This window comes from Paenibacillus sp. FSL K6-1122 (genome assembly GCF_037977015.1).
Taxonomy (GTDB): Bacteria; Bacillota; Bacilli; order Paenibacillales; family Paenibacillaceae; genus Paenibacillus; species Paenibacillus amylolyticus.
Window position 1 is genome coordinate 507,683 of the sequence record NZ_CP150272.1, and the last position, 13,237, is coordinate 520,919.

Annotated in this window: 9 protein-coding genes; all 9 read left to right on the forward strand. The window is 43.5% G+C overall.

Translation table 11 applies throughout. The features are described from left to right. Positions 1-63: 63 nt before the first annotated feature. The 9 genes from NSQ20_RS02410 to pstA all read left to right on the forward strand — a co-directional run bounded on the left by NSQ20_RS02410 (position 64) and on the right by pstA (position 13,228). Positions 64-1,125 carry an EAL domain-containing protein gene (locus NSQ20_RS02410; RefSeq protein ID WP_340031736.1) on the forward strand — a complete coding sequence of 354 codons (1,062 nt, stop codon included), beginning with the start codon at positions 64-66 and terminating at the stop codon, positions 1,123-1,125. 170 nt (positions 1,126-1,295) lie between these two features. Further along, the gene (locus NSQ20_RS02415; protein WP_340031737.1) at positions 1,296-3,383 is read left to right on the forward strand and encodes a methyl-accepting chemotaxis protein; all 2,088 of its coding nucleotides are present in this window, start codon (positions 1,296-1,298) and stop codon (positions 3,381-3,383) included. Positions 3,384-3,569: 186 nt separating this feature from the next. Beyond that, positions 3,570-4,862 carry an arsenic transporter gene (locus tag NSQ20_RS02420; protein ID WP_047840355.1) on the forward strand — a complete coding sequence of 431 codons (1,293 nt, stop codon included), beginning with the start codon at positions 3,570-3,572 and terminating at the stop codon, positions 4,860-4,862. A gap of 307 nt (positions 4,863-5,169) precedes the next feature. After that, positions 5,170-7,035, forward strand: a complete 1,866-nt coding sequence (locus NSQ20_RS02425) for a PRD domain-containing protein (protein ID WP_340031738.1) — start codon at positions 5,170-5,172, stop codon at positions 7,033-7,035. A 17-nt stretch (positions 7,036-7,052) separates the two neighbouring features. Then, entirely contained in the window at positions 7,053-7,931 is an 879-nt protein-coding gene (locus tag NSQ20_RS02430; RefSeq protein ID WP_036616777.1) for a ketose-bisphosphate aldolase, read from the forward strand. Positions 7,932-7,946: 15 nt separating this feature from the next. Beyond that, positions 7,947-9,872: a fructose-specific PTS transporter subunit EIIC gene (locus tag NSQ20_RS02435; protein WP_340031739.1), complete on the forward strand. Its 1,926-nt coding sequence runs from the start codon at positions 7,947-7,949 to the stop codon at positions 9,870-9,872. A gap of 488 nt (positions 9,873-10,360) precedes the next feature. After that, on the forward strand, positions 10,361-11,287 hold the full coding sequence (locus NSQ20_RS02440; RefSeq protein ID WP_047840352.1) for a phosphate ABC transporter substrate-binding protein PstS family protein: 927 nt from the start codon (positions 10,361-10,363) through the stop codon (positions 11,285-11,287). A 142-nt stretch (positions 11,288-11,429) separates the two neighbouring features. Next, entirely contained in the window at positions 11,430-12,338 is a 909-nt protein-coding gene (gene pstC / locus NSQ20_RS02445) for a phosphate ABC transporter permease subunit PstC (protein ID WP_100528178.1), read from the forward strand. A 2-nt stretch (positions 12,339-12,340) separates the two neighbouring features. After that, entirely contained in the window at positions 12,341-13,228 is an 888-nt protein-coding gene (gene pstA, locus NSQ20_RS02450) for a phosphate ABC transporter permease PstA (RefSeq protein ID WP_026081329.1), read from the forward strand. Positions 13,229-13,237 lie beyond the last annotated feature (9 nt).

Consider the following 13,237-nt stretch of genomic DNA (forward strand, 5'->3'; position numbering starts at 1 on the left):
CTTTGGGTATATACAAGTGAACATTAATGGACATGGAATCTAAATTGGCAAGGGGGGTCCTACATGAATTGCAGTGGCTGCAGTCCAATCTATCCTATAGAGGGCCAAGGTACCTTGTACTTGCGTCCCATTTCCCCCGCTTTGCTGGAAGCGCTACAAACGCCGGGAAGACTTATCGAGACGTCGGATGACATGATGTGGATGGATTTTTCGAATCTTGAGACGGTTCAGAATTTAATAAAAGAGATCGGCGAAATTGATCCGACATTACGTGATTCCCTAACCGTTCAGATTCTGCCTATTTACGAACAGGCTAATGAAGAAAGCTGGATTAGTCTAACTATGCAGGAGTCTCGTTTCAAACATGCGGAGCTTGTTTCCATTATTCTGGAGCATCAATTCAGCAGTCATATGCAACCCATCGTTGATGCATCGGAGCAGATTATCGGATATGAGTTTTTGCTTCGTCCTGCTGAGAATGGAAAATCCTTCAGTTCCTATGAATTATTTGAAGTTGCGCGTGAGACCGGACTACATTCTTTTCTGGATCGATTGGCGCGTATTACTGCTATTGAGACCAGTGCTCTTTTTCTGCCGCATGGTGTCAAACGCTTCGTAAATTTCCTGCCTTCCTCCATATACAATCCCGAATATTGTCTGACACATACGTTTGAAGCGATTGAACGTCTTTCGCTGGACCCTAAAGATTTTGTGTTTGAAGTCGTGGAAACAGAGCAGATTCAGCATATGCCCATCTTGCAGCAAATATTTGAGGTATATCGTTCCCGTGGAATGTCGGTTGCACTGGATGATGTGGGTGCCGGATATTCGACAATAGAGTTGATGAATCGGTTAGAACCGGATTTTGTCAAAATAGATCGAAGTCTTATTGACCGTTGTGATCAGGATTCGACCAAACAAGAGAAAATTCTTCATATTGTTGAGATGTCGAGTCGATTTGGAGGGCAAGTCCTTGCCGAGGGGATCGAACGAATGGAAGAGTTTGAATTCTGTCGTTCCATAGGTATTGAGCTTGCACAGGGCTACTATTTTGGTAAACCCTCTGCGCAACCTCCAGGCGGTCCTTACTCTAATACTTCATCTAATTCATGGAATAATTATTAACCTGTACCTTGTACAAGTCGCTTCTGATCAGAGGTGGCTTGTTTGGCGTGCCTGCACATTTTTCTCTCAAATAAATACCCTCATTTAGCCGATATATAAGATAAGCCTTTTAGATTGATCCATACATATAAAGAAAGAGGGCATTTTTACATTTTGAGGGGGAGAAAGACATGAGTGAAACTCAGGATAATAAACCAATGAAAGCAGCGAAACCTACCAAACCAAAACATAGTCAAAATAAAAAGAAGAAAAAGAAAGGTTTTGTCTGGAATATAAGGAACAAACTATTGGTCTCCTTCCTGGCCGTTCTACTCCTGCCAAGCTTGGCAGTCGGCTTAATCACACTAACGATGGCTGAAGATGGCGTACAAGGACAATTAGTGGATAGTGCCATGCAAAGTGTGAGCACTGCCAATACCATTGTAGAAAGCCAAGTGAATTACAAGATTCATGACATTAACTATTTCGCGGATGCTCTTGATCCGAGCCTGATCAAAGGGGAGAACGATAGTCCCGAGCTTCAGTTGAAGCTGGAGCAATATCTGGGCTTGCATCCCGATGCCATGAACATTTTTGTAGGAACAACAGACGGAGTTATGGTTCGAGGTAAACCAACAGCGAGCAGCACACGGGGAGATGCTTATGATCCTAGGGAGCGGGAATGGTACAAACTAGCGATGGAAAAACCAGGTACAGCTGTTGTATCAGCTGTATCTGTTAATACCGATGGTGTTGCAGTTGTGTTTATCTCCAAAACATTAAAGGATCAATCCGGTGTCATCGGTTTATCTCTGGACCTGACAGACCTGCAAGAGCAGACATCCATTAAGGTGGGCAAAGAAGGCTACGTCATTATTATGGATGCAAACAAAAACTATGTCGTATCCCCTGTAGCAGATGCAGGTACGCCGGAAACGAGTGGCTTGCTGGATGAGATGTATGAAGGTCCAGAAGGTCAATTCGATTACGTGTTCAACGATCAGCCGAAGATGATGATTTTTTCAACAAATGAAGCAACAGGCTGGAAAATTGCAGGCACGATGCTCAAGAGTGAAGTAACTAATGCAAGTAAGGATATTCGCATGGCCACATTTATTGTTATTCTGGCGGCTACGTTCCTTACACTCCTCTTTATTATCTGGTTTACACGCTCCATGCTGCGTCCAATTAAACGACTGCAGGAATCTGCCAGAGCCGTGAGTAAAGGTGACTTGACCGTGAAAATGGAAACAGGGCGTAAAGATGAAGTCGGAGAACTGGCGAAGTATTTTGAACGTATGGTCGATAACCTGCGGATGATGATTCTGGGCGTACAGGAAACGACAGAGCAGGTATCTGCTTCTTCTCAAGAGTTGTCTGCCAGTGCAGAACAAACTACCAAAGCGATTGAACATTCAACACTGGCCATTCAGGAACTGGCTGAAGGTGCAGAGCAGCAGGTAAACAGCGTGAAAGACGGATCGGGACAGATGAGCCGAATGGCAGAAGATGTTCGAATGATGTCGGAGCGTGTGCAGTCGATTACGGCGAATATGCGGCATACGTCCGGAGCGGCTTCATCTGGGAATGAGGCAGCAGGACAGGCTGTGGAGCAGATGAACAGTATCCAGGAAACGGTGGAGCAGCTGGGGACGGTGGTTCAATCTCTGAATGCACGTTCCGTTGAGATTGGTAGCATGGTTGACGTCATTGCATCCATCTCCAAACAAACGAACTTGCTCGCATTAAATGCTTCTATTGAAGCGGCAAGAGCGGGGGATGCGGGTCGTGGGTTTGCAGTTGTAGCTGGTGAGGTACGTAAACTGGCAGAAGAATCCGGAAGTTCGGCAGCGCAGATCGGTGAGGTGGTTCATAATATCCGTCAGGACATGGATGCCGCTCTAATCGCTATGAATGCGGCTCAGACTCGGGTAGGAGAAGGAATTCAGGCCGTGAATACGTCAGGACAATCCTTTGCTCAGATTCGGGAGGCGGTGGAAGATGCTGTTCATACATTGGATGACTTGTCCGCAACAACGAAGCAACTGGAGAGTGGTGCATCCCACGTTGCCAAGGCGATGAGTGATATTTCGAATGTGACCCAGGAATCGGCTGCGAATACAGAATCCGTGTCTGCATCTTCGCAAGAACAACTGGCATCGGTAGAAGAGATTGCATCATCCTCGGCACACCTGAATAGCATGGCAGAACAATTACAAGGATTGCTTGGCATGTTCAAGATGGTGGAGGATACACCGAAGGATAAGGGTAAAGAATAATTCCTGGCATTGAACACCATAACTTACCACACATTTTATATTAAAAGAAAATAAAGATAGACAATATTCCTGTTGCCCTGTATAAATATATCGTCTGGTCATTCCGCGCATAGAGCGGTGTAATCTTACAGTATAAGATCGAATTAACGAAATAATATATTGATACAGGGTACAGCAGGAGGCTCTATGGTATACGTAGCAATACTGATTTTTGTAGTAACGATCACCTTGGTGATCTGGCAACCTCGTGGATTGGGTATCGGTTGGACTGCCTCTGGTGGGGCATTGCTTGCCCTGCTATGTGGAGTTGTCAGCTTAAACGATGCCTCGGATGTAGCATCCATTGTATGGAATGCAACGCTGGCCTTTGTTGGCATTATTATGATTTCTCTCATTCTCGACGAGACGGGTTTCTTCGAATGGGCTGCCCTTCATATGGCAAGGCTGGCTGGAGGAGACGGTCGCAGACTGTTCTTCTACTCCATTCTGCTGGGAGCCGCGGTGTCTGCCTTGTTCGCGAATGACGGTGCCGCGCTCATTCTGACGCCAATTGTGCTGGCAATGGTGCGTGCATTGAAGTTTGATGAGCGCATGGTGCTGGCTTTTGTGATGGCGAGTGGATTTATCGCCGATACCACGTCGTTACCGCTGGTCGTTAGCAATCTGGTTAACATTGTGTCGGCCGATTTCTTTGGTATTACATTTGTGGAGTATGCGGTACGCATGGTTGTGCCCAATCTGTTCTCAATCGTAGCGAGTACGGGGATGTTGTTTTTGTTCTATCGCAAAAGCATACCCCTTCGCTACGACATCTCCGCGGCACGTGACCCGAAGGAAGCGATCCGTGATCCACGGATGTTCCGAATCGCCTGGTTCATGCTTGGGCTGTTACTCGTGGCTTATGCATCTAGTGAGTTTCTGCCGATTCCCGTGTCGGTTATCGTTGGCTCTGTTGCGTTGCTGTTCGCTTTGTTGGCACGCAAGAGTGAGGCTGTTGATCTGAAACGGGTAATTAAGGAAGCGCCATGGTCGATTGTGGTGTTCTCGGTGGGCATGTATATCGTCGTATATGGACTGCGGAATGCAGGGTTAACGGATCATCTGAGCCGCTGGCTGGATGCCATAGCAGAGCATGGTCTGCTGGCTGCTTCGCTCGGGATGGGCATTATCGCTGCTGTATTATCATCGGTGATGAACAATCTGCCGACCGTGTTGATTAACCTGCTAGCCATCCAGGGTGCACATACTGAAGGTATCATTCAAGAAGCATTGATCTATGCCAATGTCATTGGTTCCGACCTGGGTCCCAAAATGACCCCAATTGGATCACTTGCCACATTGCTGTGGCTGCATGTGTTGTCCCGTAAAGGTGTGAAGATCACATGGGGGTATTATTTCAAAGCAGGTATCATCCTGACGATCCCAACATTGTTGATCACGTTGGCCGGATTGGCGTTGTGGCTCTGGATTTTAGGTTAGTGCAATCGTATTTTACATTTTCAACTAGCACAGACCGTTAAGTGTCTGGAGTAGGTAGTGTTGTACGGATCGCGCTTATTGTTATGGATGTAGTGGTACTATACACACAAACCAACCTTTTTAGAAGGTTGGTTTTTTTTGTTCTGTTTTCCTTCCCAAACGATTCTTAAATAGAATACTAACTTAGAATTTAAAAAAAGTGGGTATCATAAACGAATACACGATCACTTCCTAACTATTAGGAAAGAGTATAGGCTTGGTGGATATAAAGCGCTTGCATTAGTATGTGTGTAAGGAGGAAAGCCAAATGAGAAAACGTTACATTAAGCTATTAGAGCATTTAAAACAATCTGAGCATGATTTTGTGAGTGGAAGCGAATTAGCTAATCTATTTGATGTAACGACTAGAACGATTCGCAATGACATCAAAGAAATAAATGAAAATTATTTAGATAAAGCAATGATTATTGGCAATACTCGCAAAGGATACAAATTAGTCGGGGATTTATCCAGCCTGTATAAAAATGAAGATGATGACGAAGAAAGAGCATTTCATATTATCAAAGCACTGTTATCGCAGACTGATTTTATTACGTATGAGGATCTGGCTAGAACGCTTTATTTTTCGACTCAAACGATCCGTAAAGACGTGCAAAAATTAGTGCAAACGATTCAAGCAGAAAAGCAGAACATCGAAATTGAAGCGATTATCTTCCAAGGTATCCGGCTTAAAGGAAGCGAAGTTGAGAAGCGGATTTTGCTCAAAAAACTAGTCACTACCGATTGTCTCAAACACATGCCGATAGACGAAGCACTGCAATACTATTTTGGCGATTGGTTCAACGAATCTTCTATTCATTTTATCTACGCTTGTATTGAAGAAGAGGTTGCCAAGTATAATTTATTGCTAAGTTTTCAAGAATTATTCTCGATCTGTGTGAATGTTTTGATCAGTCTTAAACGAGTAAGTCTTGCACAAAAAATAACTGAACAGGATATGAGGTTGGATCATACAAGCTTTGAAGAATTAAAAATAGCCCAATCTATTCTGATCCGTCTGGCTCAAGAAATGGATATCCCTTTTGATGAATATGAGTATCAGTATTTAGGTTACCTGCTGATCGCATTGCAGATCTTACCTAAAAAAAATGAAGAAATCGGGCATGAACACGTGAATGAAATGGAACAAAAAATCAAATCAGTGATCCAAAAAGTTGGAGAGCAATATGGATTCATCAGCTACAAAAACCAAGAGTTACTTGATCGATTATTAGCTCATATTACCAAATCATTATACCCATTAAAATATTATTTCCCTGTCGAAAATCCTTTTATTGCTCAAATAAAATCAGAATATACCAATGCTTATAATGTCGCAGTTGTATTGGCAAAAGAATTGCAATTTTGCTTAAATATCAAAATACCCGAAAATGAAATCGGTTACTTGACGTTACACATTATGGGCATTATTGAGAACTCTCAAGATAACAGAAAACGGATTGCAATTATTTATGGCAAAAATCTATTAGTCGGCAAGCTATTGGAGCGTAAGATTAATCTCTATTTTCCGAATATTAGAATCGATAGTCTATTAGCTAATCATGAAATACATCTTCTTCCCGAAGGAATTGAAACGATTATCACAACGAGCGAGATTGCGGAACAACAGCAGTTAAATGTACAAAATATCATTCTGGTAAGTGAAATGATTACAAGTGATGATATGAAGAATATTTCGATTCAGTTAAATCGTGGACTACTCAAATATTATTTATCACCAGATGATGTTTTTTTCCTAAATGAAGACAATCCAATTGATTTGTTAAAAAAACTTACAGAACTAGGCGATATTCAGCATTTATATACCAGTATTGTGGAAAGAGAAAAAATGTCGAGTACCAATATTGGGAATTTGGTCGCGATGCCCCATCCATTTGATTGTGGAGATAACAAAAAACTACGTGTACTGGTAGCGATTAATAAGCAGAAAATGCTATGGGGTGATCAGATGGCGCAGATCATTTTTCTGTTTATTCCGCCGAAAAATCAGAAGGTGAATAACACCAAATTTTTCGAAGAAATTTACGATGTGTTTAAACAGACCAATATGACAGAAAAACTACTCCATATCACCAATTACGATGAATTTTTGGAAGTCTGGTCTTCCAAATAAATCTAGGAGGAATTCAAATGTTAATTAATATGAAAGATTTACTTAAAGTAGCGTATGAAAATAAATTTGCAGTCGGATCATTTAATGTAGCCAATAGCGAGTTCGTCAAAGTGGTCATTACAGCCGCAGAGGAGCAGAATTCGCCTGCAATTATGCAGATTCACCCGAATGAAATTGATCTAGTCACTGATGGGTTTATAGCCTATGTGCGAGAAGCGGCATCCAAGTCCAAAGTACCGTTTGTTATTCATCTGGATCATGGAGCGACGATCAAAGATATTACGCGTTCGATTCGCAATGGGTATACATCAGTCATGATGGATGCATCTCATTTACCTTTTGAGGAGAATATTGCGGCAACCAAGGAAGCGGTTGAACTGGCTCATCTGGTCGATGTATCTGTAGAAGGTGAACTAGGCACGATTGGGAGTAATGAAGGCAGCTCGGAAGGTGGGGCTGACGAGATTTTGTATACGAATCCAGAAGAAGCGGCGATTTTTGTAGAACAAACAGGTATCGATACACTTGCTGTCGCTGTAGGTACTTCACATGGTATTTATCCTCAATCCAAAGATCATTCGATCAAAATCGATCGTTTGAAACAAATTCATGAAAAAGTAAAAATTCCGTTAGTGCTGCATGGTGGATCAGATAATCCTGATGAAGAGATTAGAGAAGCAGTAAAGCATGGGATAGCGAAGATCAATTTATCAACCGATATGAAGCGAGCATTCTACAACCAATTAAGAGCGACACTCGATGCGAATCCGAAAGCATATGAACCGGATCAGCTGATGCCTGAGGCGACCAAAGCGGCAACAGAACTGGTGAAGAAAAAAATGGATCTGTTCGGTTCTACGGGTAAAGCATCCCTTTATAAACTGGGAGAAATTTAAGAGGAGAGATCCATCATGAAGATTTCTAATGTCTTAAAACCAGAAAATATCATATTAGATGTCACCGCTACGACCAAAGCCGAATTAATAGATGAATTGTCGCAAAAGTTGAACGATAACGGCTATTTAAGCGATATTGAGCAATTTAAAAAAGATATCTGGGCACGTGAAGAACAGGTTCCTACAGAAGTGGGATTCGGAATAGCCATTCCACATGCCAAGTCTACTGGAGTACAGTCCCCTGCCATTATTATGGGCAGATCATTAAGCGGTATTGAATATAGTACCGAATCATGTAATTTATTTTTTATGATTGCAGTCGATCAAAGCTCTTCATCAGAACATTTGCAAACATTATCCAAAATTTCGACCTTTTTGATGGATGAACTATTTAGAGCAAAACTTATCCTTGCTCGAGATCAAGAAGAGATTGTCCGTTTATTTGAACAGGCAGAAGAGCAAGATGCGCAGGCGCTTCATAGTCCTAAAAAGTATGCTGGCAAAAAAGTGGTTGGAGTTACAGGCTGTCCTACAGGAATTGCCCATACGTTTATGGCCGCGGAAGCATTGAAAAATGCGGCCAAGGAACTCGGTGTACACATTAAAGTGCAAACCAATGGATCAACAGGTGTTGGAAATCAATTGACTCCTGAAGATATTGCTGAAGCTGATGGTATTATTGTGGCGGCAGATGTCAAAGTCGATATGGATGTTTTTGGCGATCGTCCAGTGATCAAAACCTCTGTCAAAAATGGAGTTCATCATGCACAAGAGTTAATTGAAGATGCGATTGCTGGAAAAGGTGTCGTTTTGAATCAAGGCAACAGTACTCTTAAAGAAGCAAAAGAAAAAACACGCTTAAAGCAGCCTAAAATATACAGCCATATTATGAATGGTGTATCCTTTATGATTCCTTTTGTAGTGGCAGGCGGTATATTGATTGCGCTTTCGTTTATGTTTGGTATTCATTCGGCTGACCCAAATAGCCCGGACTATAATGCTTTCGCCGCTTTTTTAAGTACAGCAGGGGGTAGTGCTGCTTTTGCATTGATGGTTCCTGTATTAGCAGGGTATATTGCGTATAGTATTGCTGACCGTCCAGGATTGGCACCTGGTATGATTGGTGGGATGCTGGCGACTATTGGAGGTTCCGGCTTTTTGGGAGGTATGCTGGCTGGATTTATCGCCGGTTATACGATCATAGCTCTGAAAAAATTAGTCAAAGGCATTCCTGACTCACTGCAAAGCCTGTCACCTGTGCTGATCTTGCCATTAGTAGGTTCATTTATAACCGCCTTGATTATGTATTTTGTCATCAACAGTCCGATGGCTTGGATCAATGAGTCGTTACAAGGTTGGCTAAATGGTTTAACAGGTTCTAATGCTATTTTATTAGGAGCACTTCTGGCAGGAATGATGGCATCTGATATGGGAGGGCCGATTAACAAAACAGCATCTGCATTTGGACTGGCGATGTTCGCCAATCAAATCTTTGAACCTTCTGCTGCTCTGATGGTTGGAGGTATGGTTCCGCCACTGGGTATTGCATTAGCTACAACATTATTCAAGAATAAATTTTCAATCGAAGAACGTAATGCAGGTAAAGCCGCTTATATTATGGGTGCGTCGTTTATTACAGAAGCCGCGATTCCGTTTGCTGCAAATGATCCCTTGAGAGTTATTCCATCCAATATTGTAGGTGCAGCGATTGGTGGAGGAATGAGCATGGCTCTAGGTATTTCGTTACAAGCTCCTCACGGTGGAATCTTTGTTATTCCCATTGCGGCAAGTAATCCATTACTGTATATTGTCTGTATTTTAGTTGGTTCCATCATTACAGCTTGTATGATTGGATTGTTAAAGAAACCTGTATATCAACCAAAGAGTAATTCAAGCGACCCGTCAGATAAAAAAGCCTTAACAACTATGAAATCTGCATAAATTCTCTAACCAGTTGGTGCCATGCACTGGCTGTGAGGCAGTTTTTGTTTGTTCTATATAACGGATTGATTCAATATCTACATTAAGTATTTACAGAAGGCCAGCCTTTTATAGGGCTGGCCTTCTTTGCCTACTTCCCAGGCAGGAGATTGAAATGCCTGAGATCCAACGAGCGCTGACACAGCGAAGGGAACGGAACGATTGTGGAAAAGCGAAGCGTTCGCCTTTATCCCCGGATGTATTCCTTGGAAAAAGTAAATCATATAAATCCGGGGATAACAGCGATTGAAACAACGTCCGTTCCCGTAGCGACACTTCAGCGCCAAATTGAATCCCAGATATTTCAATATACAGCCGATATTTTTAACATTGCGTTTACAAAACACTGATTTTAAGATGACATACCGAAACTACAATGAGTAAAGAGTTGATGGTGAACAAACAAATTCACAAAACGCCATCACTACATTGGGGGAGGAAAACAAAACATGTTTAAAAAGTTGCCGTTTATTTTGATGACCTTAACGTTCGTACTGGTTCTCGCAGCATGCGGATCGAAAAATGACGCTGGTACAGAGGGTGCCGCAAGCAATGGATCAGGAGAAGCTGCTACTGAGCTTAGCGGTAACATTCTGGCAGTCGGATCGACAGCATTGCTACCTCTGGTAGAACAAGCTGGACAGAAATTTATGGCAGTTGATGAATATAAGAACGTAACGGTTCAAGTTCAAGGTGGCGGTAGTGGTACTGGTTTGACACAAGTATCTGACGGACAAGCTACAATCGGTAACTCTGATGTATTTGCAGAAGAGAAACTGGAGGACGAAGCCAAAGTAAAAGAACTGGTTGACCATCAAGTAGCAGTAGTAGCTATGGCGCCAGTTAGCAACAAAGATGCAGGTGTAGAAGATTTGACGAAGCAACAACTGGTCGACATCTTCTCCGGTAAAGTAACAAACTGGAAAGACGTTGGCGGCGCGGACAAAGCAATCGTTATTGTAAACCGTCCGAGCAGTTCCGGTACTCGTGCAACTTTTGAGAAGTATGCATTGGGTGCAAAAATGGGTGATATCCAAGGTTCGATTCAAGAAGATTCTTCTGGTAACGTAAAAAAATTGGTATCTGAAACGCCAGGTGCTATTGGTTACCTCGCCTTGTCTTACTTGGATGACAGCTTGCAAGTGTTGAAATACGAAGGTGTAGAAGCAACAGTTGAGAACGTAGAAGCAGGAACTTATCCAGTGTGGGCTTACGAGCACATGTACACAAAAGGTAAGCCAGATGCAGCAACACAAGCATTCCTGGACTACATCTTGAGTGACGAAATTCAACAAAACGACGTGACAGAACTTGGATACATTCCAATGTCGGGTATGAAAGTAAAACGCGATGCAGCAGGTAATGTGGTTGAGTAATCTTTGAACTTGCGCATACAGCGAAAGAGGCGGACTTAGGTCCCGCCTCTTTACGCGGTTTGCTCTAAAATAATCCCATATTTTGCATTAATTCTACTATAGAAGGATGGTTGTTATGGAACAGACCGAAGGGGGAACGGTAATGAATAACAAGTTGAAACCGCGCCGGCCCTTAAAAGAGAAACATTATTGGGAAGAGTGGACGGGACGGATCTATACGTCGATTTGTGTCGTTTTCCTGATCGTTGTCATGTTTTCCATTGTTTATTTTGTAGCATCTAAGGGACTATCCACATTTTTCCAAAATGGAATAAGCATCAGCGAATTCCTTGGTGGAAAAACGTGGAATCCGACCGGAGAACCTGCGTTCTACGGGGCATTACCGTTCATCACAGGTTCTTTCATTACAACCTTGCTTGCAGCATTGATCGCAAGTCCGCTTGGCCTGTGTGCAGCGCTCTTCATGACAGAGATTGTTCCGGGTAAAGGCAAAAAGATCTTGCAGCCTGCGATTGAGCTCTTGTCCGGAATTCCATCCGTTGTATACGGATTTATCGGTCTGAGTGTCATCGTACCTTTGCTTCGCAGTATCTTTGGTGGAACAGGCGTCGGGATTGCAGCCGGATGTCTTGTTCTCGCGGTAATGATTCTTCCTACGGTAACAAGTATTATGGCAGATGCATTGTCCGCGTTGCCAAAAGGATTGCGTGAATCCTCCTATGCACTCGGTGCCACTCGCTGGCAAACCATCTACCGTGTCATTATTCCAACAACTTTGCCAGCTTTGTTGACAGGTGTCGTTTTGGGTATGGCCCGTGCTTTTGGTGAGGCACTTGCTGTGCAGATGGTTATTGGTAATGCACCGCATGTTCCAACATCCTTGCTCGAATCAGCTTCAACATTAACAAGTGTAATTACACTCAGCATGGGTAACACCACGATGGGTTCTGTTCATAACAATGCACTGTGGAGTATGGCGCTTGTCCTGTTGGTGATGACATTTGTCTTCGTCATTCTGGTTCGCCTGCTTGAAAGGAGAAACCGGGTATGAAAATGAAGGCAAAGACGGTAGATAAAATTGCAACATCCGTTATCGTTGTACTAGCCCTGTTCATTGTTATTCTATTGCTCGGTCTGCTTGGCTTCATCATGTATAGAGGCATTGGGCATATTAGCTGGAACTTCCTGACGAGCGCACCACAGTTGCTTAAGGGTGGGGGCGGAATTGGTCCACAGCTCTTCAACTCCGTATTCTTGCTTGTCCTGACCTTGATTGTTACCATTCCACTCGGATGGGGCGGCGGGATTTACATGGCGGAATACGCCAAACCAGGCAAGATTACCAGCTTCATTCGTCTGGTCGTTGAAGTATTGTCATCATTCCCATCCATCGTTATCGGTTTGTTTGGTCTCTTGCTGCTAGTAAATCAATTTGGTCTTGGTTTCTCCCTGATCTCGGGTGCCTTGGCTCTGGCGATCTTTAACTTGCCACTGATGGTACGGACAACGGAGCAGGCCTTCCGGGCTGTTCCGAAGGAACAGAAGGAAGCAGGTCTGGCGCTTGGACTGTCCAAGTGGAAGATTATCACTTCCATTCTACTGCCTGTGGCATTGCCGAGCTTGATCACGGGTACGATCCTGGCATCGGGCCGGATCTTCGGTGAAGCAGCTGCGCTGATGTTCACCGCAGGTATGAGTAGTCCACCATTGGACTTTACAGATTGGAATCCGACGAGTCCAAGATCACCCCTTAATCCTTTCCGTCCGGCAGAGACACTTGCTGTCCATATCTGGAAAGTGAATAGTGAAGGTATTGGGCCAGATTCCAAAGAAGTGGCAGCAGGGGCATCCGCCGTGCTTGTCATTCTCGTGCTGGCGTTCAATCTAAGTGCACGCTGGATCGGTCGGGTTGTATTCCGCCGCATGACAGCTTCGAAATAAGGAGGAACC

Excerpts from the sequence above, each read along its gene's own strand:
- NSQ20_RS02430 (WP_036616777.1), top strand. The coding sequence starts at position 7,053 with ATGTTAATTAATATGAAAGATTTACTTAAAGTAGCGTATGAAAATAAA.
- NSQ20_RS02410 (WP_340031736.1), top strand. The coding sequence starts at position 64 with ATGAATTGCAGTGGCTGCAGTCCAATCTATCCTATAGAGGGCCAAGGT.
- NSQ20_RS02415 (WP_340031737.1), top strand. The coding sequence starts at position 1,296 with ATGAGTGAAACTCAGGATAATAAACCAATGAAAGCAGCGAAACCTACC.
- NSQ20_RS02435 (WP_340031739.1), top strand. The coding sequence starts at position 7,947 with ATGAAGATTTCTAATGTCTTAAAACCAGAAAATATCATATTAGATGTC.
- NSQ20_RS02420 (WP_047840355.1), top strand. The coding sequence starts at position 3,570 with ATGGTATACGTAGCAATACTGATTTTTGTAGTAACGATCACCTTGGTG.
- pstC (WP_100528178.1), top strand. The coding sequence starts at position 11,430 with ATGAATAACAAGTTGAAACCGCGCCGGCCCTTAAAAGAGAAACATTAT.
- pstA (WP_026081329.1), top strand. The coding sequence starts at position 12,341 with ATGAAGGCAAAGACGGTAGATAAAATTGCAACATCCGTTATCGTTGTA.
- NSQ20_RS02440 (WP_047840352.1), top strand. The coding sequence starts at position 10,361 with ATGTTTAAAAAGTTGCCGTTTATTTTGATGACCTTAACGTTCGTACTG.
- NSQ20_RS02425 (WP_340031738.1), top strand. The coding sequence starts at position 5,170 with ATGAGAAAACGTTACATTAAGCTATTAGAGCATTTAAAACAATCTGAG.